This is a genomic window from Leptospira noumeaensis (assembly GCF_004770765.1).
In the GTDB taxonomy this organism is placed as follows: Bacteria; Spirochaetota; Leptospiria; order Leptospirales; family Leptospiraceae; genus Leptospira_A; species Leptospira_A noumeaensis.
Window position 1 is genome coordinate 192,754 of sequence record NZ_RQFK01000023.1, and the last position, 26,037, is coordinate 218,790.

The following is a 26,037-nucleotide window of genomic DNA, read 5'->3' on the forward strand; positions in this document are numbered from 1 at the left end:
CCCGTTTGATTAGACAGATCCAAATTGGATTCTATCTGATAAAAATTTACGATAAACTATTCAAATAACGACTGACACCTTGGATGACTGGAGCTGGGATTTCATGACCACCGTTAAAAGCTATAAATTCACCGAGTAGTCCTGAATTACGAAGTAACTTTTCGAGTTTTTTAGCGTTCGCATAACCAAGTATAGGATCAAATTCCCCATGTGATTGAAAAAATCGTAAAACTGATTTTTTGGGAGCCAATTCTTTCCATAACGATTCATTCACTAAAGCACCAGAAAGAATCATAAGGCCTTTAGATAGTTCTTCCTTTCGGAGAGTGAGGTCTGTCGCAAGCATGGCACCTTGAGAAAATCCACCTAAAATGAGTTGGTTCCAAGGAACACCAATTGCATCTAACATCAAATAAGCGGCTTGTCTAGCAACATCCATACCTTCTGGATCTTTATCAGCGAAATTTCTAAAATCATTTTTGCGGATTGCTTCTTCCAAGGCTGCCATATCAATCGGGAACCAAGCACGACCGGAATAACCTGGCATCAGTGGCACACTCAAATGCCCATGTGGAAAAACCCAATTGAATTTTTGGTCCGTGACTAAAACTTCGTGAATTGGATATAAATCAAAAGCGCTTGCTCCATAACCATGAAACAAAACAACTGTTGGTGCGTCAGGGTCTCCTTTGACTCGAAGTACCTTTAATGGTCCGAGGGATTCTAAATCATTTTCATTATCTAACATAGTTTAACCGAAGAGTGAAGGTTGGTCCTTACTGATTGTATCTGTAGAAAAGTTGGTCACAGAAATCCCGAGAAGTCGGATTTTTCGAGATGGTTCGATATTTTCTTTCCATACTGTGGCCAATAGGTTCGAGGATTGTTGGAAAAGGTTGTCTGCCAAGTAGAAAACAGAATCGGAAGAAATAGATTTTTGTTTTACTGTAAAATCTTCAAATTTGATTTTTAAGGTCAGTGTTTTTCCTTGTTTATTTTTACGACCCATCCGCATTTCTAATTCCTTGGATAAGTTTTCTAAAGTGAGCAGTAAATAAGCAAAATCTTCTGAGTCGTGAGAAAAGGTTGTTTCCACTCCAATGGATTTGGGATCACGAAAAGGGATAACCTCCCTGTCATCCACTCCCCGTGCCATGCGGTAAAACACAGCTCCCATTTTTCCAAACTCTCTGACAAGATAGGACTCCTCTGCCTTTCGGAGATCCGATCCCTTAGTAAATCCTAATTGGGATAAACGTTCATATGTTTTTTTCCCAATTCCATGGAAGTTATATAAAGGGATATCGTTTAAAAATTTTTCCTCTTCACCTGGAAGAACCACATAAAGTCCGTTAGGTTTATTTTTTTCGGAGGCCATTTTTGCTAAAAATTTATTTTGAGCCACTCCTGCAGAACAAGTGAGCCCTGTGTTCTCAAAGATTTTTTTTCTAATTTCTTTGGCGATAGTGCTTGCTAATGGAATTTCTAATTTATTCGAAGTTACATCCAAATATGCTTCATCAAGTGACAAAGGTTCCACCAAATCTGTATACTCTAAGAAAATAGAACGAATTTCTCGTGAGATCGATTTATAAACTTCAAATCGGGGTGGAGTGAAAATGGCTTCAGGACAAAGTTTAAAGGCTTGGAAACAAGGAATGGCAGAACGGACTCCAAATTTTCTAGCTTCGTAACTTGCGGCACAAACCACTCCCCTTGAATGCGGAGATCCACCAACAACTACTGGTTTTCCGCGCATTTCTGGGAAGTCTCTCTGTTCCACAGATGCATAAAATGCGTCCATATCAATATGGATGATCTTTTTCATTTCTCTTGTCTCTTAGAATCAAACTATACCAAAAATCTCTTGCCAAATGTTTTTTACTCTCAATCCTTCATGAATTGTGCAAACAAAACAAGCAGCAAAAATTTTGGTTGTTGATGATAACGAAACCAATATTGAAATTATCACTCATATTTTACTGGGCCAAGGGTATGAAGTGGCAGTTGCCTATGATGGTGAATATGCTTTAGAACTCGCAGAAGCATTAGATTTTGATTTAATTTTATTAGATATCCTATTACCGGGTCTCAGTGGACTTGACGTCGCAAAACAACTGCTTGTTATGGATAGATCCAAAAACACTCCCATACTTTTTTTATCAGCGCTCAACGAAACCAGTGATATTGTCAAAGGTTTGGAAACAGGAGCTGTGGATTATATTACCAAACCCTTTCAGGAATCAGAAATCCTTGCAAGAATCAGAACTCATATCAAAATCAAAACCTTAGAAAAAGAAAGAATAGATCTTTTGCAATCCATCCAAAAGGATTTGGAACTTGCAAAATCCAACCAAGAAAATTTAGTTACATTCCAATTTCCACCTTCGCCTCTCTATCAAATTTATACTTCTTACAAACCTATGGAACTTGTGGGTGGTGATCTGATTACCTACGATCTGTTACCTTCAGGTGATTTAGATATTTTGTTTGGAGATGTGACGGGCCATGGAATTGCAGCGGCAATGGTTTCTCTTATGGCCATCATCACTTTCAAAACGATGGACAAATCATTTTTGTCACCGAGTGAAAGTTTGTTTTGGATTCATAACACTCTCACACCACTGATTAGCACTCATTTCATTAGTGCCATTTATTTGAGATACAAAGCGGAAGAAAACTTACTTTCTTATTCTATGGCAGGACACCATAATATGTTTCTACTCCGTGATACAAACATCATCAAATTAGGGACCAAAGGTTTTTGTCTAATGATGTTTCCTGACCAACTCAATACAGATAACGAAGATATCTTTTTAAAAGCAGGTGACCGTTTGTTTTTATTTTCTGATGGGATGTTTGAAGTACCAAATGAAAAAGAAGAATATTTAGGTGATCAAAAATTTCAGGCAATGATTGAATCCAGGATTCATCTTCCTTCCGAAGAATTTTTGGAATCAGTTCAAAAGGAAGTTTTGATTTTTTCTGGTGGGAAGGTTGCCGATGACATGACAATGTTACTCTTGGAAATCAAATGATCACCGGAATTGTTTTCTTTTTCGCTGCCTTTGTATTTTTACTGACAACATACTATTTTTATTTTTCCTACAAAAGGGAAAAAAAACTTCGGTTGATTCTTTTTAGAAAAAATCTAAACAACTCTGAAGAAATTGAACGTACCATCAGAGAAAAAGAAAAACAATACCAAGATATCTACGATACTGCAAATTCCATCATCATTCGTTGGAGTCCTGATTTTAAAATTCACTCCATCAATCCTTATGCTGAAGAATTTTTTCAAACCACAAAAGACTTAGCGGAAGGCAAAGATGTGGTATTAGATCTATTCCAAATTCCATTAGAAAAATCGAATGAAGTAAAATCTCAACTATGGAATATCTTTCATAAACCTGAACAAAACATCCGCCAAGAATACGAAGTTTTTATTGGAGAAAGTGATAAAAGGACGGTTACTTGGTCCAACCGAATTTTAAAAAATGAATTTGGGTATCCGTATGAAGTATTATCTATTGGGAACGACATCACCAATCGAAAAATTGCCGAAGAAAATTTGATGAAATCCTATGAGAGGATTTTGGATCTTTATAACAATGCTCCCTGTGGTTACCATTCACTCGACAACAATAATATCATTGTTTCCATTAACGATACAGAACTAGACTGGCTAGGTTATACCAGAGAGGAAGTTGTTGGGAATTTTAAATTTAATGATTTAATGACAGAAAGTAGCCAAGACAAATATCGACTCATCACAAATTCTTTTCCTAACGAAAATTTAACCGGTGTTGAATTAGAATTTGTCAGAAAAGACAAATCTACTTTTTTTATTAGTTTAAACTCTACTTCTACTTTCGACAAAAATGGGAATTTTATCATTAGCAAATCTACGGTTTTTGATATCACAGACCGTAAAATCGCAGAAGATAAGTTAAACGACTACTCACAAAAAATCCAATTACAAAACAAAAGACTCCAAAAAGCAGTGGAGGCTGCCATTAAGGCAAACCGTTCCAAATCTGTATTTTTCTCAAAAATCACACATGAACTACGAACTCCCCTCCATGCGGTGATTGGGTTTTCCCAAATTTTAGACAAAGACCCAAACCTGCCAAATCACTTAAAAGGATATGTCAATTCCCTTTATGATAACGGCGTACATTTACTTGGGATGATCAATGATATTCTGGATTTGGCAAAAATTGAAGCAGGTAAGATGACAGAAACGCGGGAACCATTTTCCCTAGTTCAACTTTGGGACACTTTGTTTTCTATGTTTTCTTATCGTTTTTCTGAAAAATCAATTAGTTTCGAACTCATTGGATCTGAAAATATATCTTCCTCTTTTTATGAAGCCGATTTACAAAAAATTCGCCAAATCCTTGTTAATTTACTTGGGAATGCCTTAAAGTTTACAAACCAAGGTTCCGTCAGTTTAGAGATTAAAATTGAGAGTAACCCCGACCAATCTTTTGATACAGTTCGATTCATTGTTAAAGATTCTGGAATTGGGATTCCTGGAGATCAATTACATTCTATTTTTGAGGCTTTCCAACAAACAGAACAAGGGAGTTCTTATAAAGAAGGAACAGGACTTGGTCTTTCCATTTGCCAACAGTTAGTTGAATTTTTAGGAGGAACCATCCACGTAAAAAGTTTTGTAGGAGTAGGTTCCGAATTTTCTTTTGAAATTCCATTAACAAAATTACAAATTGTTCCCGATAACCTCAAAGAAAAATCAAAATTAGGACCAATTCATACAAACGAAATCTTTCAAATGAACAAACAGGAAGAGTCCGAAGCGGAAATTGTGCAGAGTTTTTTAAATGATTCCTCACCTGAATTAAAAAAGGAAATTTTAAGACTCATTCGAATTCAAAACTTCGGACAACTAACAGGAGTTTTAAAGGAAATTCAAACAGAGGAAAAAGGGAAAAAAATCCTAGAACAAAAAGTCCAAAACAAAAAATATAAATTTTTAATCGATTTATTACAAAACTCTAATCCTTTTGAGTGACAATATCAATTTTTTGATACCCTTTTGATTTTAATAAATCTGTTACCAAAACAAAAACTCCAAATTCCACCTTTTGGTCCACTTCTAAAACAACTCTAGACTTCCCATCTTCATTTTTTGGAATTACGTTTGTTAAAGTTTCTACTTTCGTTTCCTTTCCATCTATATAAATAATTCCTGAATGATTTATTTGGATTTTGAATTTTGGTGATTCCTCTCCAATGGATTCCGTTTTAGTTTTGGGTAGGTCGAGCTGTAAAGTAGAAGTTGTTTCCGTAAACCTGACGGCTAACATCAAAAAGATGAGAAGAATAAAAAGTACATCGATTAAACTACTAATGTCAATGGTAGAATTAGAAGTGGACTTACGTAGTTTCATTGTGGATTCGAAAAATCTTTGACTAAAAGTTCGGATATATAACGAATTTTGTTTTCTGCAAATCGATGAAAGTATAAAGAAGGGATGGCAACGAGTAATCCGGCAATGGTTGTGTTCAGTGCATCTTTGATTCCACCAGCAAGCACTTCCAAACTAACCTTCCCTTGGGTTTCCATCGCGCCAAAGGCAGAATTGATTCCAATCACAGTTCCGAGTAATCCGAGAAGCATGGCAAGAGATGCGAGTGTAGGCAGCCATTGGATGGTTCTTTCCAGTGGCGAAAAGAATAATTCCAATTCTGTCTCTGTTGGTTCTTTGGGAAAAATTTCCGACCGGAATTGTTTCCCTTCTAATTTTTTAAGTCCGAGAACGATTCGAAAGAAAAAATAGAAGGAAGTCAGTGAAAAACAAAAAAGAAGAATAAAAATCAAAATTGCGGGAATTGAAAATGTCCAATTCATGGATGTATCGACCTCTATGAACCAATACCAACTCCCATCCCAAGAAAAGAAACCGGAATATGTAAGAACCAATTTTGATGGAATCGCGAAAGCTTATGACAGGTTCAACGACTGGAATAGTTTTTTTCTCCACCGTGTTTGGAAGGATTGGGTAGTGCGAGAGGCCAAAAAGAATGTTCCTTTGGCCAAATCAGCCCTGGATCTCTGTTGTGGGACTGGAGACATCACACTACGGCTTTCCAAGGATCCAAGTTTAGAAAAAGTGGTTGGTCTTGACTTTTCGGAGAAGATGTTGTCTTTTGCCTTCCACAAAATTCCAAAAGACCCCAGAGTGGATCTCCTTCTGGGTGATGCCATGAATTTGAGTCAATTTGCCGATGGTAGTTTTGATCTTGTGACAATGGGATTTGGACTGCGCAACGTTTCTGATCTCAAAAAATGTCTACATGAAATCAAACGAGTGTTAAAGAAAGGTGGTGTATTTGTCAATTTGGATGTGGGGCGTGTCCGACCTAAATTTTTGAAATACTTTGCTGATTTTTATTTTTTCAAAATAGTTCCTATCTTTGGGTATTTGCTCTATGGGAAGGAAAATGAGATGTTTGATTACCTTCCTCACTCATCCAAAGCCTACCCAGACCAAGAGACTTTGGCAGAAATCTTAAAAGAAGTGGGGTTTCAAAATGTACGGTTTCAAAACTTTGTTTTTGGAAATGCCGTGGCCCACGTAGCCAAAAAAGCAGACTAAAATATAAAAAATGACTTTATGTCTGATAATTCGGGCATTTTGTTCATTTTTTTTGATCCCTGTTCGTACATCCCCCCAAAAATCCCATGGATTTCCCTAATTTTTTGTAAATCTCCGTTGCTTTTTTTTAGGATTTGTCGTTTAATTCCCTATACAGGTAGGATATCTAGAAATGAAACGATGGTTAGTTCTTTTAACAATTCCCCTTGTTTTATTGGATTGTTCCAATAAAAAGAAGGGTTTATTACTTCTCCCATTTTTGGGACTCGGTGACGGAACCGCACAATCCACACCAGAGACTGGTAAAGGAGACGGCGCCTTTACTGTAGTGGGACTCGAAACCACCGACACAAGCCAAATCACTGCTCCTGCGGAAACCACACCCACAGATGGTGCCACAAGTGGAGACCAAACAACAACTCCAGAGCAAACTCCGGCACCGGTTGTCACCACTCCGGCTCCCACGCCAACTACCGTTGTGAATGAAACTACAGTGGTTGTCGTTGACCAAACCAATGGCGGAAATTTTAATTTTGAAACCAATGTGACCGTTCCTGTCACTGTTGTGGTTGGAAATGAATCAGGCCCAATCGCAAACGCACCAGTCACTGTGACTGAAACAACAACTACGGGACAACCCAATGTGGTTGGTGTAGGAACCACTGATTCTAACGGATCGGTAACCATTCCCATTAGTGTTCCTCCAACAGTAACCACTGTAGAAATCAGTGTGATTGGTGTGAATCCGACTACTGGCGAAGTAGTGGAACTCAATGGAACAGCACCTGTCCAACAACCTGCTCCTAACGGTTCAGGTACTGTTGTTGTGGCTCCTGTTGTCACTGTAGACACAACAAACTTCCAACCTGTGAATGGTTGTGTGCAAGCCGTTGATACTGATTGCGATGGAATTGCCAATATTTATGACGAATTCCCAGAAGATCCAAGTCTTGCGACAACAGCACGTTCTGGTAGATACACAATTGCATTCGAAGACATGTTTCCGTCAGCAGGTGATGCCGACTTAAACGACCACTCTACAGTATTTACTACTGAGATGGACAAAACACCAGCAAACAAAGTAAAGGTGATTCGTGGAACTTACACTCATGTTGCGAAAGGTGCAGGTTACAATCATGAACTTAGACTTTCATTGAATGTTCCAACCAATGCAACCGTCCAAGTGAGTTATGTAAACGGAAGTGGAAATCCATGGAATGGATGTGCTGCTGCTCCTAAATACACTGCAAACACTACAGGAGATTGTACTGGTGGAACTTTAACATCTGCACAACTCAAACGTGGAGTTCTCATCCTTCCAAGTTCTGATAAAACATTGTTTGGAAGTAAAAATGCTCCAAGTGCAGGAACTACATTCACAATCAACGACTTTGTTCGCGGTGTGACTGCCAATGTAACCATTACATTTGAAGAACCAGTGGATTTGAACCAAACCAAAAACCTAGTTGGTGGGCATTTGAATTATTTCCTTGCCATCAACCAAAAAACAGATGGAGTGTTCCGACAAATCTATCGTCCTGGTTACTTCACAAACAATGCCGGTAAAGACTCTTTCCTCGATAGCAAAGGATTTCCTTGGGCCATCATTGTTCCTGGTATTTTTAATCACCCAACAGAAGGTGCTGACATTCGTAAGTCGTCTACCTCTGGTTATATCTTCTTTAACGATTGGGTAACTTCAAATGGAGTCCTTCATAAAGACTGGTATTCACAAGTAGACCAAATCCCTACTGCAACACGGCCATCTTATGTGGTTCGAGTCAGCGACTTTTATATTGACAATGGTTTTTCTGCCTACCTCATCAAAGCTGTTCAGAAAAATGCTTGGGAAGTATCGGCAAGTTTGATCGTCGTAGGAGCCGCTCTTGGGTTCTTAATGAAAAAACGATTTGGAAAACAACAAGCCGCTTAAAATTAGATAACCTACCTTAAAAGAAATCCTTCCTCCAAATCCTGGGGGGAGGATTTTTTGTTTATGGCCTCTGTCCTTCGTTTTGCTGACTCCGAATACTTTTTATCTGGAAACTTTGAATTCGATTTAGAAAGAAACCAACCCATCCTAGTGGATCCACTTTGGAAAGGAACGGTTTTGGAAAACCATCTACATCGATTTCCACTCCCTACTTTAAATTCTAAAAATTCTTTTTGCCTCGTGACCTCTGGTTCGACTGGGCTTCCTAAAATGGTATGGAAGGAATGGGAAGAAATTCAAAAAGAAATTACCTATTGGACAAATGTATCAGAACTCAAAACACTTTTAAGTCAGACGAGTAAAGTCCAAGTGTTAGTTCCCCTCTGCCATTTGTATGGACTGCTCTGGGGGTATTTAATCCCCAAACGACTGGGAATCCAAATCCAATGGACCTCAAGTCCTACAGCTGGGGATTTATGGATCACATCAGCACCACAATTACAAAGAGCCTTAGACTCAAAAATCCCACTTCCCCTCACGGCAGTTGTTTCAGGAATGAAATTTCCTGTTCCGCTGGCTCGACACCTGCGAGAATTAGGTGGGATCTCTGTGACCGAAATTTACGGATCAACGGAAACGGGCGGGATTGGGTTTCGAGACCCACTCAGACAAAACAGATTTCAAATCCTTACCGATATAGAAACTAAAGTTCAATTAGAAGAAGGAATCTCTGAAACAGAACTTCAAATTCGAAGCCCTTTTTTATCTCATCAATCCTTTCTTTTAAAAGAGAATGGTTGGGAAAAACAAACCGCACCACCTAGCGAATATTATTCTGTAGGTGATTTAGGAAACTTAACTGATTTAGGATGGTTTCTTCTCGGAAGAAAAGACCGAATTATCAAACACAATGGAAAACGTGTTTCCTTAGACCGAATTGAATCTGAAATTTTGGGATTGGGTTTAGGAGGAGAATTTGTCTGTGTTCCCGTAGCTGACGAATTAGGCGATACAATTGGTTTATTTTATTCAGGAAACAATTCGAAACCTGAAATTTTACAAATTTTGCGAAGGGAGCTACCAGAAAGTCATATTCCAAAGGTGTTACTCACCTATCCTTCTTTGCCAAAACTTCCCAATGGGAAACCAGATTATCCAACCATCATCAAACTTTGTTTTGAGGAATATCAATCCTTAAAAAATGAAAAGTTAAATTTAAAAGTGAATGAACCTACCAATTCCCAAACCAGCGTTCTCGAAATTTTAGAATCCATACTAGGAATACAACCAGATCCGAACCAACATTTAGTTTATGACTATGGAATGGATTCGATTCAATACGCGGATTTAATTTTAAGATTAGAAAAAAAAATAAATCATAAAATCCCAGAAGAAGACAAACGAACTGGTTATTTTGCCAGTGCTTCTGGGATAGAGGAATATATAAAAGAGAAACTCTATTTATTGGAATAAGTTTATCTTAGTTTTACAAAAATCCAATTTGTGTCAGATGGGAGATCATAATACAAATGAATCACTACGTTTGTTGGCTTCATTTTATAAGTAAAAACGTAATTAAAAGTGATGTCTAAGTTGCCCGAAACCATCCCTTCTTTAAATCTACCATAAAAAATTCTATTATTGGTACAAATTGCAACTTCTGTAAAAAAGTTTTTACCAACTGCTGTTTCAATGGGTACATTTGCAAGTACTGACTCATATTTATTGTATAACAATATTTTCCCATTTTCATCTACTTTTACGATTCCAAATGACGCTGCATCAGCTTCGGCTTGAGTTAGCGTTCCAAGTTTGCCAAGGATATTTGGGTCTATGAATTTGCTCATTAATTACATTCCTGTTTGTTTTTTTTAAGTTTCGTATTCTGAATACATAGAATTCAATTGTTCTTCCATGCCGTGGATAAGCCCAATCACTTCTTCTATGGAATTAGTTTTTGTTTGTTCTAACAATTTTTCTTTTTCCGCATACAAAGCTTCTATTTGTGAGATCAAATCCTTTGTGACTTCAATGAGACTGGTTACATCTTCTGCACCATTCACTTGATTGCGAACAAGTTCATTGATCCAGTAAATTACAGAGTTTTGCGATTTAGCTTTTTCTAAACGCAAACGCTCCTCAAGTGGATAGTGTTCTTCAATTTCCCTTTTGGTAAATATCATAGTCTAATGCATTAGATAGGGGAATGATCCAATTTCTCTAAAAAAAAATAAAAAAAATGAACGACTCAAATGGGAAATAATAAGAACAAATTCGAAGTCATTAACGAAAAATATGAGATATCTAACCAACTGAATCGTCTGGATGGATTCTTAGTAACAATACTAATTGGGTTTGTGGCAACTGTCATTTTGCAACTTATGATTGCGGCCTTCCCTCTTCCCCTCCCGATTTTTATTGGTATAACGACTTTTGCACTCACCTTATCATTTTTGTATTTATCATACAAAAAAAGAAAAATGTTAAAGTTATGGGTTGGCGAAAAGTCTCAAACTTTGGATCCAGTGCTGATACTATCAGGATTCGGGATCGATATACAAGATTATTCTGAATCATTATTAGAAAATTGTTCCTCTCTCCAAAATCGGTTGGATGCTATCAACCAACATATAGTTGACTTAAACGATAAAATTCATACCACAGGGCAAGATATCGACCGTGTGTATCAAATTGTTTCCCAACTCGCAACGGAAGAAGTTAAACTTATGGAAGCCGTAGGAAAAACATCGGAAGAAATCAACATCATGTTTGATATTGTCAACATAGTCATCGCAGAAATCCAAAGCCGGGATGAAACAATGGAGAATTTAGTTTTTTTAAGTAAGGATGGTAGGACTAAAGTTGCAGACACAAATAAAACGATTAAAAAATTTAGTGAATCCTCTGGAAACATTTTGAAGTTGATCGATTTTATCAACGGGGTTTCCAAAGAAACAAACTTGCTTGCCATCAACGCAGCTATTGAAGCCACACATTCTGGATCGGAAAGTAAAGGTTTTACTGTGATTGCAGATGAAATTGGAAAACTATCAACAGTCACCGCAAACAACGCAAAACAAATCACAAAAATTTTAAAAGAAAATATCAATGATTATGGGAAAGCAGAAAAATTAGGCATTGAATCAGGCAATGCATTTCAATTCATTGCTGATGAAATCCATATAGTCCACGGAACCATTGCTGAAGTCATTCAATCCATTCAGGAATTAAAATCGCGAGGTACTGCCATTCTATCAAAAGCGAAAACTCTGGATGATGTAGCAGAACGAGTGAGGGATACATCCGGTGAAGTTTATGGTGAAATTGTAACCATTCATACAAATTTGGAAGATGTACAAGGACTTTCCGATACCATTCAAAAAGAATGCGAAGAGATTCATAGTGCACAACGTGGAATTTTAGAACTCACAGGAAACCTAAGAAGACAACTCAAAGAAATTTCAAATCAAACCGACGAAATTTTGGGTGTTTCTTGATTTTTTGTTTTTTTAAGTAAAAAGAAATAGTAGACCAATCGTTCTAAGGTTTTCAATTGGATTTATGAGACACAGAGAAATCCTTTTGGAATACAAAGTCCATCCTTTATGGCAATTTTTAGAACAAACTTATGGTTTTGAACAGGCCTTTCGGATGTTTAAACCCTATGAAGGTGCCAACATCTTACCCAAACTTGTGGATAAAAATACGATGGTAGTTTCTATGCCACTCATATTATCAAACACGAATTATGTGGGGACTCATTTCGGCGGATCTCTTTATTCTATGTGTGATCCATTTTTTATGTTTTTACTTATGATGAATTTGGGAAAAGATTATATGGTTTGGGACAAAGGTGCCAAAATTGATTTTGTAAAACCCGGAGAAGGTACGGTAACAGCCACCTTCCATATTCCAGATAGTGAATTTGAAAACTTAAAAGAACTTTTAAAAAAAGAGAAAAAAACCATTCGAACCTACGAAACCCAAGTGGTTGGTGAAGACGGGAAAACCGTCGCCAAAATCACAAAGGATTTATACATCCGAAGGTTAGTTTAATTTTCTAAATTATTTAAAATTGGATTCGGTTGTTCCCATCAAACTGTGATCTGGGCAATCGAAATTCTAATTTAGATCTAGATTTTAAACGGAAAAAACTCGCCCCACTAGGACTTTCTCCGGACCAGGAGTACCCATATTTAGTTTCGGTAAATAACTCTTGTTTCATGGTCATTCGTTGGGAATTCAAAAAAATAACTTCGACTACTGGGCTTTTATCTGTGGTTTCTAAAAATATCCTTCCCGATCTAGCAGATCCAAATTCGGAAAGTTTCCACTCCCAAACTTTCCCATGAAATTCATATTCAAAGTTAGGTGATCTTGGAGGGAGGGTCGCTGCCACTTGGTATTCTCGCAATTGGTTTTTTCTAAACTCAGATCCAATACCCAAATCCCAGTACCTCTGAGAATAAAACAATGCGTAGTTTAAAGGAAGGCCTATGGAAAGGATCAGGAGTAAGGGTGAAAACCAAATTGTTTTTCTAAATTTATCAAAACTGGCGGAAAATCCTGTTCCTTTTTCTCCGAGTAACACTAAGTAAAAACAAAGAAAAGCCCCGTCCGAGTTTTGGATTTGTACTCCAAAAAAAAACGGCAAAACAAGGAGTAAACTTTGTTTCCAAAGCCCTCTCTCCCATAAAAACACAGAGATAAAAAAGAAAAAAACAATACTCCCTAAAATTCCGAAATCATGTATTAACCACAAAAAGAAGTTAGGTGGAAAATCGATCATTTCATTTGTAGTTTTTGTTCCTATCCGGAAAGGATCAAGAAGACCAAGAGGGAAAGATCCTATTCCATTTCCTAACCAAAGATTGTTTTTGATCCCTTCGAGACAGATGGTCAAAAGTTCCGCTCGCATTAAGTCCATTCGTTTGAGAGCCAAATAAGGATCTTTTTTCAAAATAGGAAGTGCTTCCATTGTTCGTTTAGATAATTCCACCAGATCCCAATTTTTTTGCAGAAAACTGAGTCCGTATAGAGTCAAAAAACCCAAAATAGGAATGAGTAAATACAAACCCACTCGAGTGATTCTTTTTTTGGTGAGAGAAATGATCCACAAATCAGTGGTTAGATGGATCATTCCAATCGTTATGGATAGACCCCAGACCACCCAAAATGCTTTGCCTTGTTTTAGACCAAGCCAAGTCACAAATAAAAACGAAAGAACCGCCAAAACCAAACTAAATCTTTCTTTAGATTTACGCCAATTCCGAATGAGTTTCGAAATCCAAAGTAGAGACAATACAGGAAGAATCCAAGAAGCCGATCCAGAGTCTTGAAAAAGTCCTGTGGTACGCCCAACCTTTACACTTTCTAAAGTACCCGCAGAAAAAAAATCCAAACTCCAAATGGATTGGATGCACATCACAAGTAAATTGATTCCCAAACCTAAAAACAATCCAAACCGAAGTTGTTCCGACAAACTATCCTTAGATGGAGTTGGCATAGAACGTTCTTCGGAAAATAAATATAAAATCACAAACGAAGTAGGAACAAGAATTTTACAAGAAAGTCCCATGGCTTCTCTGGAAGAAAGAGAAGGGAAATAAATGTACTCTTGGATCCCAAGGCCAGTCACAAGCCCTAGACCTTGGTATTGGAAAAGACAAAGCACTGTCAAAAGACAAAGAAAGAAGATAAACCCAAAATAGGTAGAATACCAAATGGGGAGATTGGATTTCCCAGTGGGATTACGAATCATCCAATCGGTAAGAATTTGTTCGGATTGTTTGGGGAGGGCCATTTCATTCCTCCCAAGAAGGACAAGAACCACTTCTCTTGTCCAGATTCCAAGAATGGAGCCGAGAAACAAACCAACGAGCTGGTAAGAACCAACCATAGGAAGACCAGAAAGATAAGGCAGACGAAGGAAAGTAAATACTCCAAGAGCTGTGAAGATCCTTCCCCATTTCCTCTGATAGATTTGGGGAAAAAATCCAAAGGCAAATTGTAAGAGAAAGGATGGATAGAATTGATTTCCCGGAACCGGTTCCACATACCGATGGAGGCTCCAAACAGAGAAGGTGCAGAAAAAAAAGAAAAGGAGATCGGATATGGGTAAAGAGCGAAGTCGGCCTAGAAAACTCACGATAGAAAGAGTTTAGAGCCTGGCTCAGTGAATCAATTGTAAATTTAAAGGAATCGGGAGAATTCGGACTTTGTGCGAGAACTTGTCTAGAAAAGAATCAGGGATTTTCTCTTAGTCGAGAGAATCCACGTCCATTCCAGTTGCAGGATATGCAGATAAAGAATCCATGCGGTATCCACCGGCACGATTACGGCTTTTGGCCATTTGTTCTGCAAACTCTACAGTAAATCTTGTCCACGGAATGGCTTTGAGTCTTGCGATCGGAATTTTTTTCTTCGTTCCTTCACAGATCCCATAGGTTCCGTTTTCTATTTTTTCTAGCGCCAGTTCGATCTCGCGCAGAGTTTCAATTTCGTTTTCAGTCAAAACAGAAGTTAAGGCCTCTGAATTGAGTTCGGATGCAATGTCCGCAATATCTCCCATCTCTTTCAATCCAGAAGGCGAACTAGTGTCTTCCCATTGGTTGAGCTTGATCAGGAGGGACTCTTTTTTCTCTTGGAGGAGCTCTCGCACCTCTTCAATGAACTTTTTGTCCACTCCCTTCTCTGCTGATGAAGATTTTGCAGCTGGTTTCGGCATCTTAATCCTTAGACTTTGGATTCCTTGTGATCTGTATGAGATTTGCAAAATTTGCAATATTTTTTAGTCACAAGTTTTTCCGACTTTGTCTTCTTGTTTTTAGTCTGGAAGTAATTTGACCGCCCAGGTATCGCACATGGGACACAGGTTAGTTTTATGATTTCTCTCATAATTTATGCCATGACGTACCGACCCCATATATAGTCAATCGACAATAGCTGGTTTTTTTAATTCCCTTCTGAAATAGGTAGCAAACAAACTCCCCAAAAGGGAATGGGTCAAACTCGATAAAGCACTAGGAATTGCGGTGTTCGGATCGAGAAAATGAGTCCTTGCGAGCACGGCCCCAAGCCCCGAATTCTGCATCCCTACTTCAATCGAAATGGTTTTGGCAGTTTTTGCGTTCTTTGTCAGATACAGGCTAAAAATCCCACCCAGTCCAAACCCACCTAAGTGTAAAAGGATGACTGCAAAAAAGATACGAAAGTCCGAATGCAGGATGGTATCTTTCCCACTGGCAATGATCGAAGCCACAATCATTGCAATCAAGAGTACAGAAAGTACGGGAAAAAAATCCTGAACCTCTTTTGTCAGTTTTGGAAACATTGATTTTAAAAATAAACCCAATCCTACAGGAACTAAAATCACTTGGAAGGTAGTCAATACAAGACCTACACGGTCTATTTCCAATCGACTCCCTATGAGAACGGCAATCAGAAAGGGAGTCATAAGGATTCCAAGGATTGTAGAAACAGAAGTTAAGGTAACGCTGAGAGGCACATCCGCTTTGGACAAAAATGCAATCACATTGGATGCGGTCCCACCAGGACAACAAGAAACAAGGATGAGTCCCACAGCAAATGCTTCCGGAAGTTGGAACAAAAACCCTAGAGAATATCCAAGGATTGGCATAATCGTATATTGCAATATAGTTCCAATGAGAATGGGTTTTGGTTGTTTTAAGATACGAATAAAATCTTCTGCATCCAAAGTAAGCCCCATCCCAAGCATAATGGCACCGAGGCTATAGGTGATCCAAGAACCTTTAAACCAAATGATTTTTTCAGGAAATAAAAATCCAATCCCTGAGATGAGTAGAAGAACAAGGGGAAACGCAGTGACAATCAGTCTAGAAATTTTTGTGAACATCATCAAACCTAAGGTACTTGATTCGCCTAATTTTGTTTTAAGTAGTCGTTTAGAGCTTCTTTCACACGGGCCACGTGTTCTTCTTCAATGGCAATATGAGGAGCCAAACGTAACCTTCCCAGACGGACTGCTGTTGTGATTTTCCTCTGTTTTAAAAAGGCCTGGATGGCTTCTGGTTGGAACTTGGACGAATCCTTATGACCAGTAATGGCAAGAATCCCTGTTTTTATTTGGGGAAATGTATCTGATTCTAAAGTAAAACCAAGATCATGAAGTGCATCCTTAAACATCCCCGCAACTTCATAAATCCGTTCCCGAACCCGAGAAAACCCAAGAGTCGATAACATCCGTAGGGATGCATAAAAATAAATCCAATCATTGAAATTGATTGTACTTTGTTCAAATTGGTCGGCTGCAGGTTTCCATTCATCCCGATACGGAAAATAACTGGAATCGTTCACCACACTCGCCTGGCCTTTAAAGATCAGTTTGAATCCTTTGGATTCTTCTTTGGATAAATACACGACACCAAGTCCTAGTGGGCCAAGTAACCACTTCCATGCAGCAAAAGCACAAAACGCCACTTTTAGTTTTCTAAAATCGAGTGGGATATGACCGACTGCTTGGCTTCCATCAATCACAAGTTTTGTCGAATGAGTTTCACAAAGTATGGATACGGCTTCCATATCAAAAACCACTCCCGTACACCAATGAACAGGCGATAAACTAAGGATGAACACATCCCCTTTATCTAATTCGGTTTTGAGGTTCGTTAAAAATTCATCGGGAGTTTTACCCACAGGAATAAAATCAAGCCCCACTCCCTTTTCTTTCCAATGTTCCCAAGGATAAACATTACTTGGGTATTCGTTTTCCAAAACAAGGATTCGTTTTCCCTTTGGGATTTGGATGCTATGGGAGTAAAGATTGATCCCCTCACTTGTGTTATGTACAATGCCTATCTCTGAGGGATCACAATTCAAAATTTCAGCAATGGATCCGCGGATGGCAGATTTGATTGTGGGTTCGGCAAAACTGGGAGCAAAAATTCCGAACCTTGCATATTCCTGGAAGTAGAGATTCATCATCTCGATGGCATAAGTGGAAACAGGTGTGGTTCCACAATAATTCAACCAAACAGAATCGTTCTGTACGGGGAAATACTGGGAGATCCCTTTCCAAGAATCAAAAGGAGGGAAAGACGGAAGTTCAGTGTGTTGGGAGAGCATTCAAAAATAGAAATATCTGAAGCGACAGAAGAGAAAAGTAAAAAAAAATGGGACAGTGCTCTCTTCTCGGATTTACCTCTCTCGTTCGGCGTTTAGCCATAATATTGCCCTATTCCGCAAACTGATCGGGCCAAAAACCAAGTTTACAGCCATCATTAAATCCAATGCTTATGGGCATGGACTCCTTGCCACAGCCTCCATTGCCCTCGATGCGGGTGCTGACTATTTGGGAGTCAACTCCTTAGAAGAAGCCCTCTCCATACGACGTGTATTTACGAAAGCCACCATTCTCATTATGGGTAGCATTCCCGATCTAAAAGAGAGAAAGGAATCTTTGGCAGATGAAAATTTTTGGGTGATGGTTTCTCGGATCGAAGAAATCGAAATTTTATCCAAACTTTCCCCCACTCCCAAAATCCATTTAAAAGTAGATACGGGAATGTCAAGACTTGGAATTCCCATAACCGATGCGGAAGCCCTTGCCAAAGAAATTTTTGAAAAAAAACTCCCTCTTTCAGGAATAGCCACACACTTTGCGAGCACCGAAGATTTTACAGAACATAGTTACTCTATGTTACAACTCAGTAAGTTCCAAGAAACCATAGATACATTCGCTAAACACGGGTTTATCGATCTAATTTGCCACTGCGCTTCTTCAGCATCTGCCATGTTATTTTCAGAAGCAAGGATGGATTTGGTTCGAGTGGGAATTTCTTTATACGGACTATGGCCAAGTCTTGAAACAAAACTATCCTTATCTCTTATGAAAAAAGATGTGGGGATGTTAAAACCAGCACTCAGTTGGAAAACACAAATCCAACACATCCAAAACCTAAACCAAGGGACTTTTATTGGATACGGATCCACTTATAAAACCACACACGATACAAAATTGGCAGTTGTACCCGTCGGATATTATGAGGGACTAGATCGAAAACTTTCGAACCAAGGGTATATGCTCATTCGCGGCGAACGGGCAAAAATTTTAGGTCGGATTTGTATGAATATGACAATGCTTGATATCACTCATATTCCAGATGCAAAACTCGGAGATGATGTGGTCATCCTCGGAAAATCAGGAAACGAAATGATTTCGGCGGACGACCATGCATCCTGGACTGGAACCATCAACTACGAAGTGGTCACAAGAATTTTGGGATCTTTCCCTCGTATCATCGAAGACTAGAGGATTTTATGTCAGAAAGACAAATTTATAATTGGAAAAATCATAGGCTAACTTACGTTAAACATAAATCACTCAATCCAAAGGCAAAAGAAACAATTGTCCTCATTGGTGGTTGGTGTTCTGCAGCTGGGTATTGGGGCCTAAACATTCCTTTTTTTCGTCAGCTTGGAGATGTCATCGAACTCGACTTAGTCGGTCATTATCCGGCAGAAATTTTTGACCAAAAAAAAGGACTCACCCTCCAAGATTTTTTAGAAACACAAGCACAAGGAATTTGGGCTTCGGCTGGTGAAAAAGACATCACCCTTGTGGGTCATTCGACCGGAGGGATGGCAGTTCTCGCCATTGCTTCTTTATTTCCACAAAGGATCAAACAAGTGATCTCCATTGCACCATTTGTCCACGGGCCCGTTCCTGGAATTTTAAAAATTGGGGTGGTGGGACTTAGAGCCAACTTAGGAAGTTTTTTTGACTTTGGATTTAAATTGGGTAAGTCCCTTCCCAAAGCCTTACAAATTGGATTTTCTTATGGGGTTTATGATTCTTCTGCCTTCCATGCAAGAGAAGATATCAAACAATTTCTCAAAGACTATAACCCACAATTTGAATGTTTGAATCCAAGACAAATTTTAATGATTTTAGAAATGTTAGATAGAACTGACATTCGCCCCATAGTTTTTGGAAACCAAGTTCCTACCCTCATCATGCGAGGAGAAGAGGATCCGATCATTCCAGGAAAACATGTGATGGAACTCGAAAGAACCACTCCTCATGTCAAAGCGGTTTTATTTTCTGAATGCGGACATTTTGTACACATGGAAAAAAAACAAGCCGCAGAAAAAGTGATGAAAGATTTTATTCTAATGAAAAAGGTCGCTTCCACAAAGAAGTCTTTTTTCTAAAACAAACGGTGATTTAAACTCGGAAGTTGGTTTCGAATTTCGCCTAACTTTTGCAAGTCGATTTCAGCAATAACAAATCCTTCTTCTTTGTCTATCTCATCTAAAATTTCTCCCCAAGGAGAGATGATGAGAGAATGTCCAAATGTTTTGCGATTTCCATGTGGGTCATGCGTTCCTGTTTGCCCAGGTGCGATGACATACATAAAATTTTCGATGGCCCGAGCACGAAGTAAAACATGCCAATGGGCCTCTCCCGTAGGAACTGTAAAGGCTGCTGGTAAAAAACAAAGTTCCACTCCTTTTTCAGAAAGTGCTCGAAATAACTCTGGAAAACGAATGTCATAACAAATGGCTGAGGAAATTTTTCCATATTCGGTTTGGATGACATCGGGAACCTTGCCTCCACTTTCTGTGGAATTGGATTCGCTATAATTGAATCCGTCTCCGACTACTGCATTGAAGAGATGGGCTTTGTGATACCGAAAGATTTCTTTGCCATTGGGATCAGCTAGGACAGCCGTATTAAAAACTTTTCCTGTAGGAGCCATAGTGGGAAATCCACCTCCAAGGAGATAGATCCCAAGGTCTTTTGCCGTTTCTCGTAAAAAGGCATTGGTCTCTTCTTCGATTTGGCCCAGGAGATTTTTTTTCTCAGATTCACTTCCCATAAAAGAAAAATTTTCGGGAAGGCCTATGACTTTTGCTCCCGCATTTGCTGCCTCTTCCACAAGTTGCCTACACTTAGTTAGGTTATTTGAGATTCTTGCTGTACTTGTGACTTGCACTGCGGCGGCTTTAAATTTCATTATCATAAATGAGGACTTTTATGAACCACCATTCCGAAAAAATCAATCATATCTTGGAAGCACTTCCTTATTTGATCAAATATTCTGGGAAAACCATTGTCATCAAGTATGGTGGGGCTGCCATGGTGGAAGAAGAATTAAAAGCATCTTTTGCTGAAGATATTGTACTCCTCAAGTATTTAGGGATCAATCCTGTTGTGGTTCACGGTGGTGGACCGGAAATCAATGCTCTAATCAAGTCTCTGAACCTCAATACCCAGTTCATTCGTGGCCATAGAGTCACGGATGAAGCCACAATGGAAGTGGTGGAGATGGTTCTTACAGGAAAAGTAAACAAACAAATTGTTTCTCTCATCCAAGAAAAAGGCGGAAAACCCGTTGGGCTCTCTGGAAAAGATGGAGGACTTGCCATCGCTGAAAAATACCTGATGGAAGTGGAAACGGAAGATGGAAAAGTCCAGAAAGTGGACTTAGGACTTGTGGGCGAAGTGACAGAAGTTGATCCCAATATTTTACTCACCTTACAACGTGAAGGTTTTATCCCTATCATCTCGCCAGTGGCAATGTCCAAAGAAGGACAAACTTTAAATATCAATGCAGATACCATGGCAGGAGCCATTGCCGAAGCACTGCATGCAGACAAACTCATTTTACTCACTGACACACCAGGCATCCTCATCGATGGCCAGTTGGTAACCGGTCTCAAAAAGGCTGACATTCACGGGCATATAAAAACTGGACAGATCTCTGGTGGCATGATACCAAAAGTAGAGTGTTGTTTGCGAGCCATTGACTCTGGAGTCAAAAGAGCCCACATCATTGACGGACGAGTTGCTCATTCCGTATTAATTGAAATTTTAACCAACCAAGGGATTGGAAGTTTGATCGAACAAGGATAGATTCGAATGCCTACTAAATTACTGACATTAGGTCTGATTTCAGACATCACTAGCCGCATCAATTCCCATGAAGATTTGGATACACTTCTTAGTGAAATTATGGGAATCACTCGGGATGTTTTACAAACCGAAGGTTCTTCCCTACTCCTCTATGATAAAGAAAACGATCAGTTGGTTTTTAATACAACTAGTGGTTTAAAAGAAGAATCTCTCGCTCACCTAACAGTTCCTAGGGGGAAAGGGATTGCAGGGATGGTTCTCGAAACTCTCAAACCAGAAATAGTCAACGATGCTACCAACGACCCAAGGATTTTTAAAGCCATCGACCAAACAGTTGGTTATGTTACAAGGAATCTACTTTGTGTTCCTATGATTGCCCAAGGTGAAGTACAAGGTGTACTCGAAGCAGTCAACTCTCTTGACAATCGTGATTTTAATCATACCGACATTAAAATTCTAAAATACCTTTCGAACCTTGCAGCCATTGCAGTCAAAAACCGCCTTCTCATTGATAGTCTCAATTTACGTGCTACCGAACTGAATGGTTTGTTTAAAATCTCCCAGGCCCTTGCCAATATCCAAAGTTCTGATGAATTTATGGATTTGGCAGTCAAAACCATTTCGGAAGTTTTACAAGTAGACCGGGTCACTCTTAACTTTGAAAAAATTGAAAAGAAAGGTCTCCCTAGATCAAAGTCCAAAGGATTTTCCGATCAAATCCATGACGAAGATGTGGAAGACCTACTTTTTGCAGACAAAGCGGATTGGATGTTCAAAGGCTACAAAATCATCACCGCCAATTCACCGCAAGGAATCCAACTCACACATAAGGGTCTATTCCAACACAGTATGATTCTTTTTCCCATTCTGAAAAACAAAGAATGGTTAGGTTCCCTAGTTGTTTCCGATAAAACATCTCGCACTAGGTTCGATGAGATGGACATTCGAATTCTACGAACTCTTACCAACCAAGTTGGAGAAGCCTACACTGCTCTACAAGTGAAGATACAAAGTGAACGTTTGAAAAACATCGACCGCGACATGCAAGTGGCTGCCATGATCCAAAAACATTCACTCCCTATCATTCCAAAACAATATTCACTTTTAGAGTTCGATACCTATTACCAAGCCTCAAGAGAAATTGGGGGAGACTTCTATGATATGGTGGTTCATGGAAAAGATGAGGTTTCCGTGATCATAGCAGATGTGTCTGGAAAAGGAACACCAGCTGCCCTCTTTATGGAATTTTCCAAAACGGTTTTACAACAAGAGGTTTCGAAAACCACTTCTACAAGTGAAGCTCTTTTTAACGCCAACCAAGTTTTACAAGATAAATCTGGTTTTCTAATGTTTGTCACAGCAATGCTTGTGCGAATCAATATGACAAAAAAAGAATTAACTTATTCTTCTGCTGGTCATAATTTACAAATCATCTATCGTAAAAAACATCATAAAATCCAACACCTCTCTGGCAAAGGCCAGCCACTAGGGATTGGAAATTGTGAATTCTCCGAACACACTGTGAGTTATTTGCCCGGAGATCTTTTGGTATTGTATACAGATGGTGTGACTGAAGCCATGAATATGAAAGAAGAACTTTTTTCAGAAGAAAGATTGGAATCAGTCATTTTATCTCATATCAACGATCCACCAGAAGTGATCAGACAAGCCATTCTACAAAAAGTAAGTGAATTTGTGGGAGAAGCAGAGCCACACGATGACCTTTCTCTCTTTATTATTCGTCTAAACTAGTAATAGAGGAGTTTTTATGAAACGCATTTTATATGCAATGGCAGTGACCTTACGTCTGGATAAACTGCACAAAGCCATGTTAGATGCTGTCATCGAAACACGTGTCAAAAACGCGTTACAAACATCTGACAAATTACGTAAAGAACAGGATCGTTTGCGAGAAAAAGAATTTCGCAAACAGATGGAAGACTTACAAAACAACCACAATAGCAGTTTTGAAAATTATAAATTAGAAACAGAAAATCTAATTCGTATTTTTAAAAACCAAATCCTTGTGGAAAAAAAGGAAGTTCTGAAAGAACGCGAAATCGTAAAAGAAATGCAACGCCAAGCTATGATTCGCGATAACAGATTCCAACATTACATTTTACGATTCAAAGAAATTTTGTTTGTAAACAAAAAGGTAGTGGAGTCCATCCAAAGTTTGGTCAAAGTAGAATCTAACATAGAAGATCTGTTATACGAAATTGATAACTATGATGAAAGTAAATTCATCAAAAAACCGGAAATGATTTTAGATACGGAATTTCTAAAAGAACTTCATAAAAAAGAAGAAGAGATCCGGGACAATATCCTTAAGTTTCAAAAAAAGGTAGAGAATAGCTGATCTAAAGATCAGCCTTTCGCCTTCATCGAGTTCGGTTGTCCCGTCGACGCGAGAAGCGCCCGCCACAAAGTACTCCTTTCTGGACGTAATACCTTTCTCTCCGCAATAGCAAGGGAAATCGGCATGACTGTAAACACATTGTTCCAAATCCCTACCACACAACCCGTCCTACCTGCAAAGGCGGCATGGACTGCATTTTGTGCCAGAAACCCACAAAACACGGAATCTTCGGCATTGGCAGGAACAGAACGAATGATATAACTCGGATCAATGTATTTTAGATTGAGACCCACACCTTCTTTTTTAAAGTATTCTGTAATTTTGTCTTTGATAAAAATCCCAATATCCGCCAACTTCTTGTTACCTGACTGGTCTTTTTCTCCTTTGTCTTCAAAGAACTTTTGCCCAGCCCCTTCGGCCAAAATCACAACGGCGTGACCGCGTTTTTGTACTCTCTCTTTAAGGACATTTAAGAAAGCGCCCTCTCCTTCTAAATCAAAATCAAGTTCTGGGATGAGGACAAAGTTTACGTTTTTAGATGCCAAAGCCGAGTTCACTGCAATAAAACCGGAATGACGACCCATGAGTTTCACAAGGCCAATTCCATTGGGTGCACCCTTTGCTTCTTCATGGGCACAGTTGACAGCCTCTACCGCCTTACTAAAAGCAGTCGAAAATCCGAACGTTTTTTGGACATAGTTGATATCGTTATCGATGGTTTTCGGAATCCCCACTATGGCGATGTCTTCTTTTCGTTTCCGCACTTCTTCTTGGATGGCCTGGGCCCCACGTAAGGTTCCGTCCCCACCAATACAAAACAACATCTTCACGCCATAGAGAAACAATGTATCCACCATATCTCCAATATTTTGGTTCCCCCGAGAGGATCCGAGAATGGAACCACCAAAGTTCATGATATGAGCCACCTTATCTGGTGTGAGTTCGACTGGCCTATGCCCGAATTTTTTCACGAGGCCTTCATATCCAAAAGGAAAACCCAAAATTCGGGGCACCTTGTACCGGTAATGGAGTTCCATCACTAAAGCACGAATCACATCATTGATTCCAGGGCAAAGTCCACCGCAAGTCACAATCCCTGCGGTGACTTCTTCGGGACGAAAGTAGATCTTTTCTTTGGGGCCGGCCTGTTCAAAGAATACAGGACTTGTCTCTACGGTTTTTTTAGCATCGGCTGGGCCGGAAAATATGGTTTGGAAAAGAACGACGGAGTTGTCTTCCGTCCAGTAGTCATACCCTGCTGGGTTGGGAATGGTGCAAGGGCCAAATTGTTCAACCTTGGTATCATTTTCATTCATTGATCAAACTTATAACAAAAAAAGAGAGAGAGGAAAGCAAATTTCATTGCCAAACTAAGGAAAAGAAGGCAGAAATGCTTTTAGATGCTAAAAAAGACAGTATTACTTACCCTTCTCGTCACCATCGCGAGTTACAGTCTTTTGGCACAGGGTCTACCCTTCTTTTCGAGTTATTCCTTTTCAGACCCTAAAGCTTCTTTATTCCAAGTTGGCGGTTCACATAACGGGAATTTGGCGATTCTTATCCCATTTCGTTTCCCGAAAGAATTGGAACTTGGTTATGATGGTAATCTTCCCAAATCAGATGATCCCATAGCTGGAATTCAAATTTTTTCTTCAGTCATTCCTTTTTCTACAACCAATCCTTACCGCAATCCAGAGGGTAACTTTGATGTAAGGCCAGAGAGAATGAACTCGGCCATCCTTTCTTACCAACCCAATGTCACATATGTATATTACAGAAATGGATTTACCTTTGATCTAGGACTAAGTATGGGAATGTCAATGAACCAAGGTGCTTCCGGGTATGTGGATGTGGCCGAGTCAAAGGTGCGAATCAAATACCGCCTCAATCGAAACTTGTTTTCCTTTATCAAAAACTCTCGTTGGGAACTCTTCTTACAACTCTCTGAACTCCACCGTTTTGATAACGACATCAATAACCGTCTCAATACATCCATTCGAGCCCAAGAACCTTCCAGAACCAACTTCGTAGGAAGACAAGTTTACATCACACCAGGGATCAGTATTTCCAATAGCAATTTAACCTTTGAAGGTATGGTGCGAGTTCCTCTCAACGCCAGAGAAGCAGGTCGCACCTTGGACGAACTTTGGGCTCCAGAGATCCAAGGAAACTTAGGCCTCAAATACTATATGCCTGTAGCAGCTTCCTCTCACTCAAATTGAGT

Annotated in this window: 26 protein-coding genes; 13 read left to right on the forward strand and 13 right to left on the reverse strand. The window is 39.2% G+C overall.

Annotated elements, in window-relative coordinates:
- Nucleotides 1–46 precede the first annotated feature (46 nt).
- Together EHQ24_RS07685 and dinB are read right to left on the reverse strand one after the other, a co-directional pair.
- Entirely contained in the window at nt 47–748 is a 702-nt protein-coding gene (locus tag EHQ24_RS07685) for an alpha/beta hydrolase (protein WP_135601084.1), read from the reverse strand.
- Nucleotides 749–751: 3 nt separating this feature from the next.
- Nucleotides 752–1,828 (reverse strand): DNA polymerase IV, encoded by a 1,077-nt coding sequence (dinB, locus tag EHQ24_RS07690; protein WP_135601085.1) that lies wholly within the window; start codon nt 1,826–1,828, stop codon nt 752–754.
- A gap of 76 nt (nt 1,829–1,904) precedes the next feature.
- On the opposite strand from dinB, the gene EHQ24_RS07695 reads away from it, so the two are divergent.
- Both EHQ24_RS07695 and EHQ24_RS07700 read left to right on the forward strand, forming a co-directional pair.
- On the forward strand, nt 1,905–3,038 hold the full coding sequence (locus EHQ24_RS07695) for a PP2C family protein-serine/threonine phosphatase (RefSeq protein ID WP_208725731.1): 1,134 nt from the start codon (nt 1,905–1,907) through the stop codon (nt 3,036–3,038).
- Nucleotides 3,035–5,035, forward strand: a complete 2,001-nt coding sequence (locus EHQ24_RS07700) for a PAS domain-containing sensor histidine kinase (protein ID WP_135601087.1) — start codon at nt 3,035–3,037, stop codon at nt 5,033–5,035. The genes EHQ24_RS07695 and EHQ24_RS07700 overlap by 4 nt, the downstream gene beginning before the upstream one ends.
- Here EHQ24_RS07700 and EHQ24_RS07705 read toward each other — a convergent pair.
- Nucleotides 5,019–5,414, reverse strand: a complete 396-nt coding sequence (locus EHQ24_RS07705) for an ExbD/TolR family protein (protein ID WP_135601088.1) — start codon at nt 5,412–5,414, stop codon at nt 5,019–5,021. The genes EHQ24_RS07700 and EHQ24_RS07705 overlap by 17 nt on opposite strands.
- Nucleotides 5,411–5,875 carry a MotA/TolQ/ExbB proton channel family protein gene (locus tag EHQ24_RS07710; protein ID WP_208725732.1) on the reverse strand — a complete coding sequence of 155 codons (465 nt, stop codon included), beginning with the start codon at nt 5,873–5,875 and terminating at the stop codon, nt 5,411–5,413. The genes EHQ24_RS07705 and EHQ24_RS07710 overlap by 4 nt, the downstream gene beginning before the upstream one ends.
- Nucleotides 5,876–5,891: 16 nt before the next feature.
- On the opposite strand from EHQ24_RS07710, the gene EHQ24_RS07715 reads away from it, so the two are divergent.
- From EHQ24_RS07715 to EHQ24_RS07725, 3 genes are all read left to right on the forward strand, one after another.
- On the forward strand, nt 5,892–6,623 hold the full coding sequence (locus EHQ24_RS07715) for a ubiquinone/menaquinone biosynthesis methyltransferase (protein ID WP_135601089.1): 732 nt from the start codon (nt 5,892–5,894) through the stop codon (nt 6,621–6,623).
- A gap of 172 nt (nt 6,624–6,795) precedes the next feature.
- Nucleotides 6,796–8,556, forward strand: coding sequence for an LruC domain-containing protein (locus EHQ24_RS07720; RefSeq protein WP_135601090.1), 1,761 nt, complete (start codon nt 6,796–6,798; stop codon nt 8,554–8,556).
- Nucleotides 8,557–8,619: 63 nt separating this feature from the next.
- Nucleotides 8,620–10,029: an AMP-binding protein gene (locus EHQ24_RS07725; RefSeq protein ID WP_135601091.1), complete on the forward strand. Its 1,410-nt coding sequence runs from the start codon at nt 8,620–8,622 to the stop codon at nt 10,027–10,029.
- Between the two features lie 2 nt (nt 10,030–10,031).
- Here the strand turns inward: EHQ24_RS07725 and EHQ24_RS07730 are convergent, their stop codons facing one another.
- Together EHQ24_RS07730 and EHQ24_RS07735 are read right to left on the reverse strand one after the other, a co-directional pair.
- A complete protein-coding gene (locus EHQ24_RS07730; RefSeq protein WP_135601092.1) occupies nt 10,032–10,403 on the reverse strand; it encodes a PAS domain-containing protein in 372 nt (123 codons plus the stop codon).
- Between the two features lie 24 nt (nt 10,404–10,427).
- On the reverse strand, nt 10,428–10,739 hold the full coding sequence (locus EHQ24_RS07735) for a hypothetical protein (protein WP_135601093.1): 312 nt from the start codon (nt 10,737–10,739) through the stop codon (nt 10,428–10,430).
- Nucleotides 10,740–10,808: 69 nt separating this feature from the next.
- Between EHQ24_RS07735 and EHQ24_RS07740 the strand changes: the two genes are divergently transcribed.
- Both EHQ24_RS07740 and EHQ24_RS07745 read left to right on the forward strand, forming a co-directional pair.
- The gene (locus tag EHQ24_RS07740) at nt 10,809–12,053 is read left to right on the forward strand and encodes a methyl-accepting chemotaxis protein (RefSeq protein WP_208725733.1); all 1,245 of its coding nucleotides are present in this window, start codon (nt 10,809–10,811) and stop codon (nt 12,051–12,053) included.
- 64 nt (nt 12,054–12,117) lie between these two features.
- A complete protein-coding gene (locus EHQ24_RS07745; protein ID WP_135601094.1) occupies nt 12,118–12,612 on the forward strand; it encodes a YiiD C-terminal domain-containing protein in 495 nt (164 codons plus the stop codon).
- A gap of 13 nt (nt 12,613–12,625) precedes the next feature.
- On the opposite strand, the gene EHQ24_RS07750 is transcribed toward EHQ24_RS07745, so the two are convergent.
- From EHQ24_RS07750 to EHQ24_RS07770, 5 genes are all read right to left on the reverse strand, one after another.
- Nucleotides 12,626–14,611, reverse strand: a complete 1,986-nt coding sequence (locus EHQ24_RS07750; RefSeq protein ID WP_135601095.1) for a hypothetical protein — start codon at nt 14,609–14,611, stop codon at nt 12,626–12,628.
- 204 nt (nt 14,612–14,815) lie between these two features.
- Nucleotides 14,816–15,283, reverse strand: a complete 468-nt coding sequence (locus EHQ24_RS07755) for a TraR/DksA family transcriptional regulator (protein ID WP_135578051.1) — start codon at nt 15,281–15,283, stop codon at nt 14,816–14,818.
- An 8-nt stretch (nt 15,284–15,291) separates the two neighbouring features.
- The gene (gene rpmG, locus EHQ24_RS07760; protein WP_081431684.1) at nt 15,292–15,453 is read right to left on the reverse strand and encodes a 50S ribosomal protein L33; all 162 of its coding nucleotides are present in this window, start codon (nt 15,451–15,453) and stop codon (nt 15,292–15,294) included.
- A gap of 34 nt (nt 15,454–15,487) precedes the next feature.
- Nucleotides 15,488–16,432: a bile acid:sodium symporter family protein gene (locus EHQ24_RS07765; RefSeq protein ID WP_135601096.1), complete on the reverse strand. Its 945-nt coding sequence runs from the start codon at nt 16,430–16,432 to the stop codon at nt 15,488–15,490.
- Nucleotides 16,433–16,458: 26 nt separating this feature from the next.
- Nucleotides 16,459–17,661 carry an aminotransferase class V-fold PLP-dependent enzyme gene (locus EHQ24_RS07770; protein ID WP_135601097.1) on the reverse strand — a complete coding sequence of 401 codons (1,203 nt, stop codon included), beginning with the start codon at nt 17,659–17,661 and terminating at the stop codon, nt 16,459–16,461.
- A gap of 55 nt (nt 17,662–17,716) precedes the next feature.
- Here EHQ24_RS07770 and alr point away from each other — a divergent pair, with 55 nt between their 5' ends.
- Complete coding sequence (gene alr, locus EHQ24_RS07775) at nt 17,717–18,847, forward strand: alanine racemase (protein ID WP_135601098.1); 1,131 nt, start codon at nt 17,717–17,719, stop codon at nt 18,845–18,847.
- A gap of 8 nt (nt 18,848–18,855) precedes the next feature.
- Nucleotides 18,856–19,749: an alpha/beta fold hydrolase gene (locus EHQ24_RS07780; protein ID WP_135601099.1), complete on the forward strand. Its 894-nt coding sequence runs from the start codon at nt 18,856–18,858 to the stop codon at nt 19,747–19,749.
- On the opposite strand, the gene EHQ24_RS07785 is transcribed toward EHQ24_RS07780, so the two are convergent.
- Nucleotides 19,746–20,555: a carbon-nitrogen hydrolase family protein gene (locus EHQ24_RS07785; RefSeq protein ID WP_135601100.1), complete on the reverse strand. Its 810-nt coding sequence runs from the start codon at nt 20,553–20,555 to the stop codon at nt 19,746–19,748. The two genes, EHQ24_RS07780 and EHQ24_RS07785, sit on opposite strands and share 4 nt — an antisense overlap.
- A gap of 20 nt (nt 20,556–20,575) precedes the next feature.
- Between EHQ24_RS07785 and argB the strand changes: the two genes are divergently transcribed.
- The 3 genes from argB to EHQ24_RS07800 are packed head-to-tail and all read left to right on the forward strand — an operon-like array spanning nt 20,576 to nt 23,813.
- Nucleotides 20,576–21,454, forward strand: a complete 879-nt coding sequence (gene argB, locus EHQ24_RS07790; RefSeq protein ID WP_135601101.1) for an acetylglutamate kinase — start codon at nt 20,576–20,578, stop codon at nt 21,452–21,454.
- A 6-nt stretch (nt 21,455–21,460) separates the two neighbouring features.
- Entirely contained in the window at nt 21,461–23,206 is a 1,746-nt protein-coding gene (locus tag EHQ24_RS07795; RefSeq protein ID WP_135601102.1) for a SpoIIE family protein phosphatase, read from the forward strand.
- Nucleotides 23,207–23,222: 16 nt separating this feature from the next.
- Nucleotides 23,223–23,813, forward strand: a complete 591-nt coding sequence (locus EHQ24_RS07800; protein WP_135601103.1) for a hypothetical protein — start codon at nt 23,223–23,225, stop codon at nt 23,811–23,813.
- 8 nt (nt 23,814–23,821) lie between these two features.
- Here the strand turns inward: EHQ24_RS07800 and EHQ24_RS07805 are convergent, their stop codons facing one another.
- Entirely contained in the window at nt 23,822–25,129 is a 1,308-nt protein-coding gene (locus tag EHQ24_RS07805; protein ID WP_135601104.1) for an ATP-dependent 6-phosphofructokinase, read from the reverse strand.
- Between the two features lie 84 nt (nt 25,130–25,213).
- Between EHQ24_RS07805 and EHQ24_RS07810 the strand changes: the two genes are divergently transcribed.
- Complete coding sequence (locus tag EHQ24_RS07810; RefSeq protein WP_135601105.1) at nt 25,214–26,035, forward strand: hypothetical protein; 822 nt, start codon at nt 25,214–25,216, stop codon at nt 26,033–26,035.
- Nucleotides 26,036–26,037: the final 2 nt, after the last annotated feature.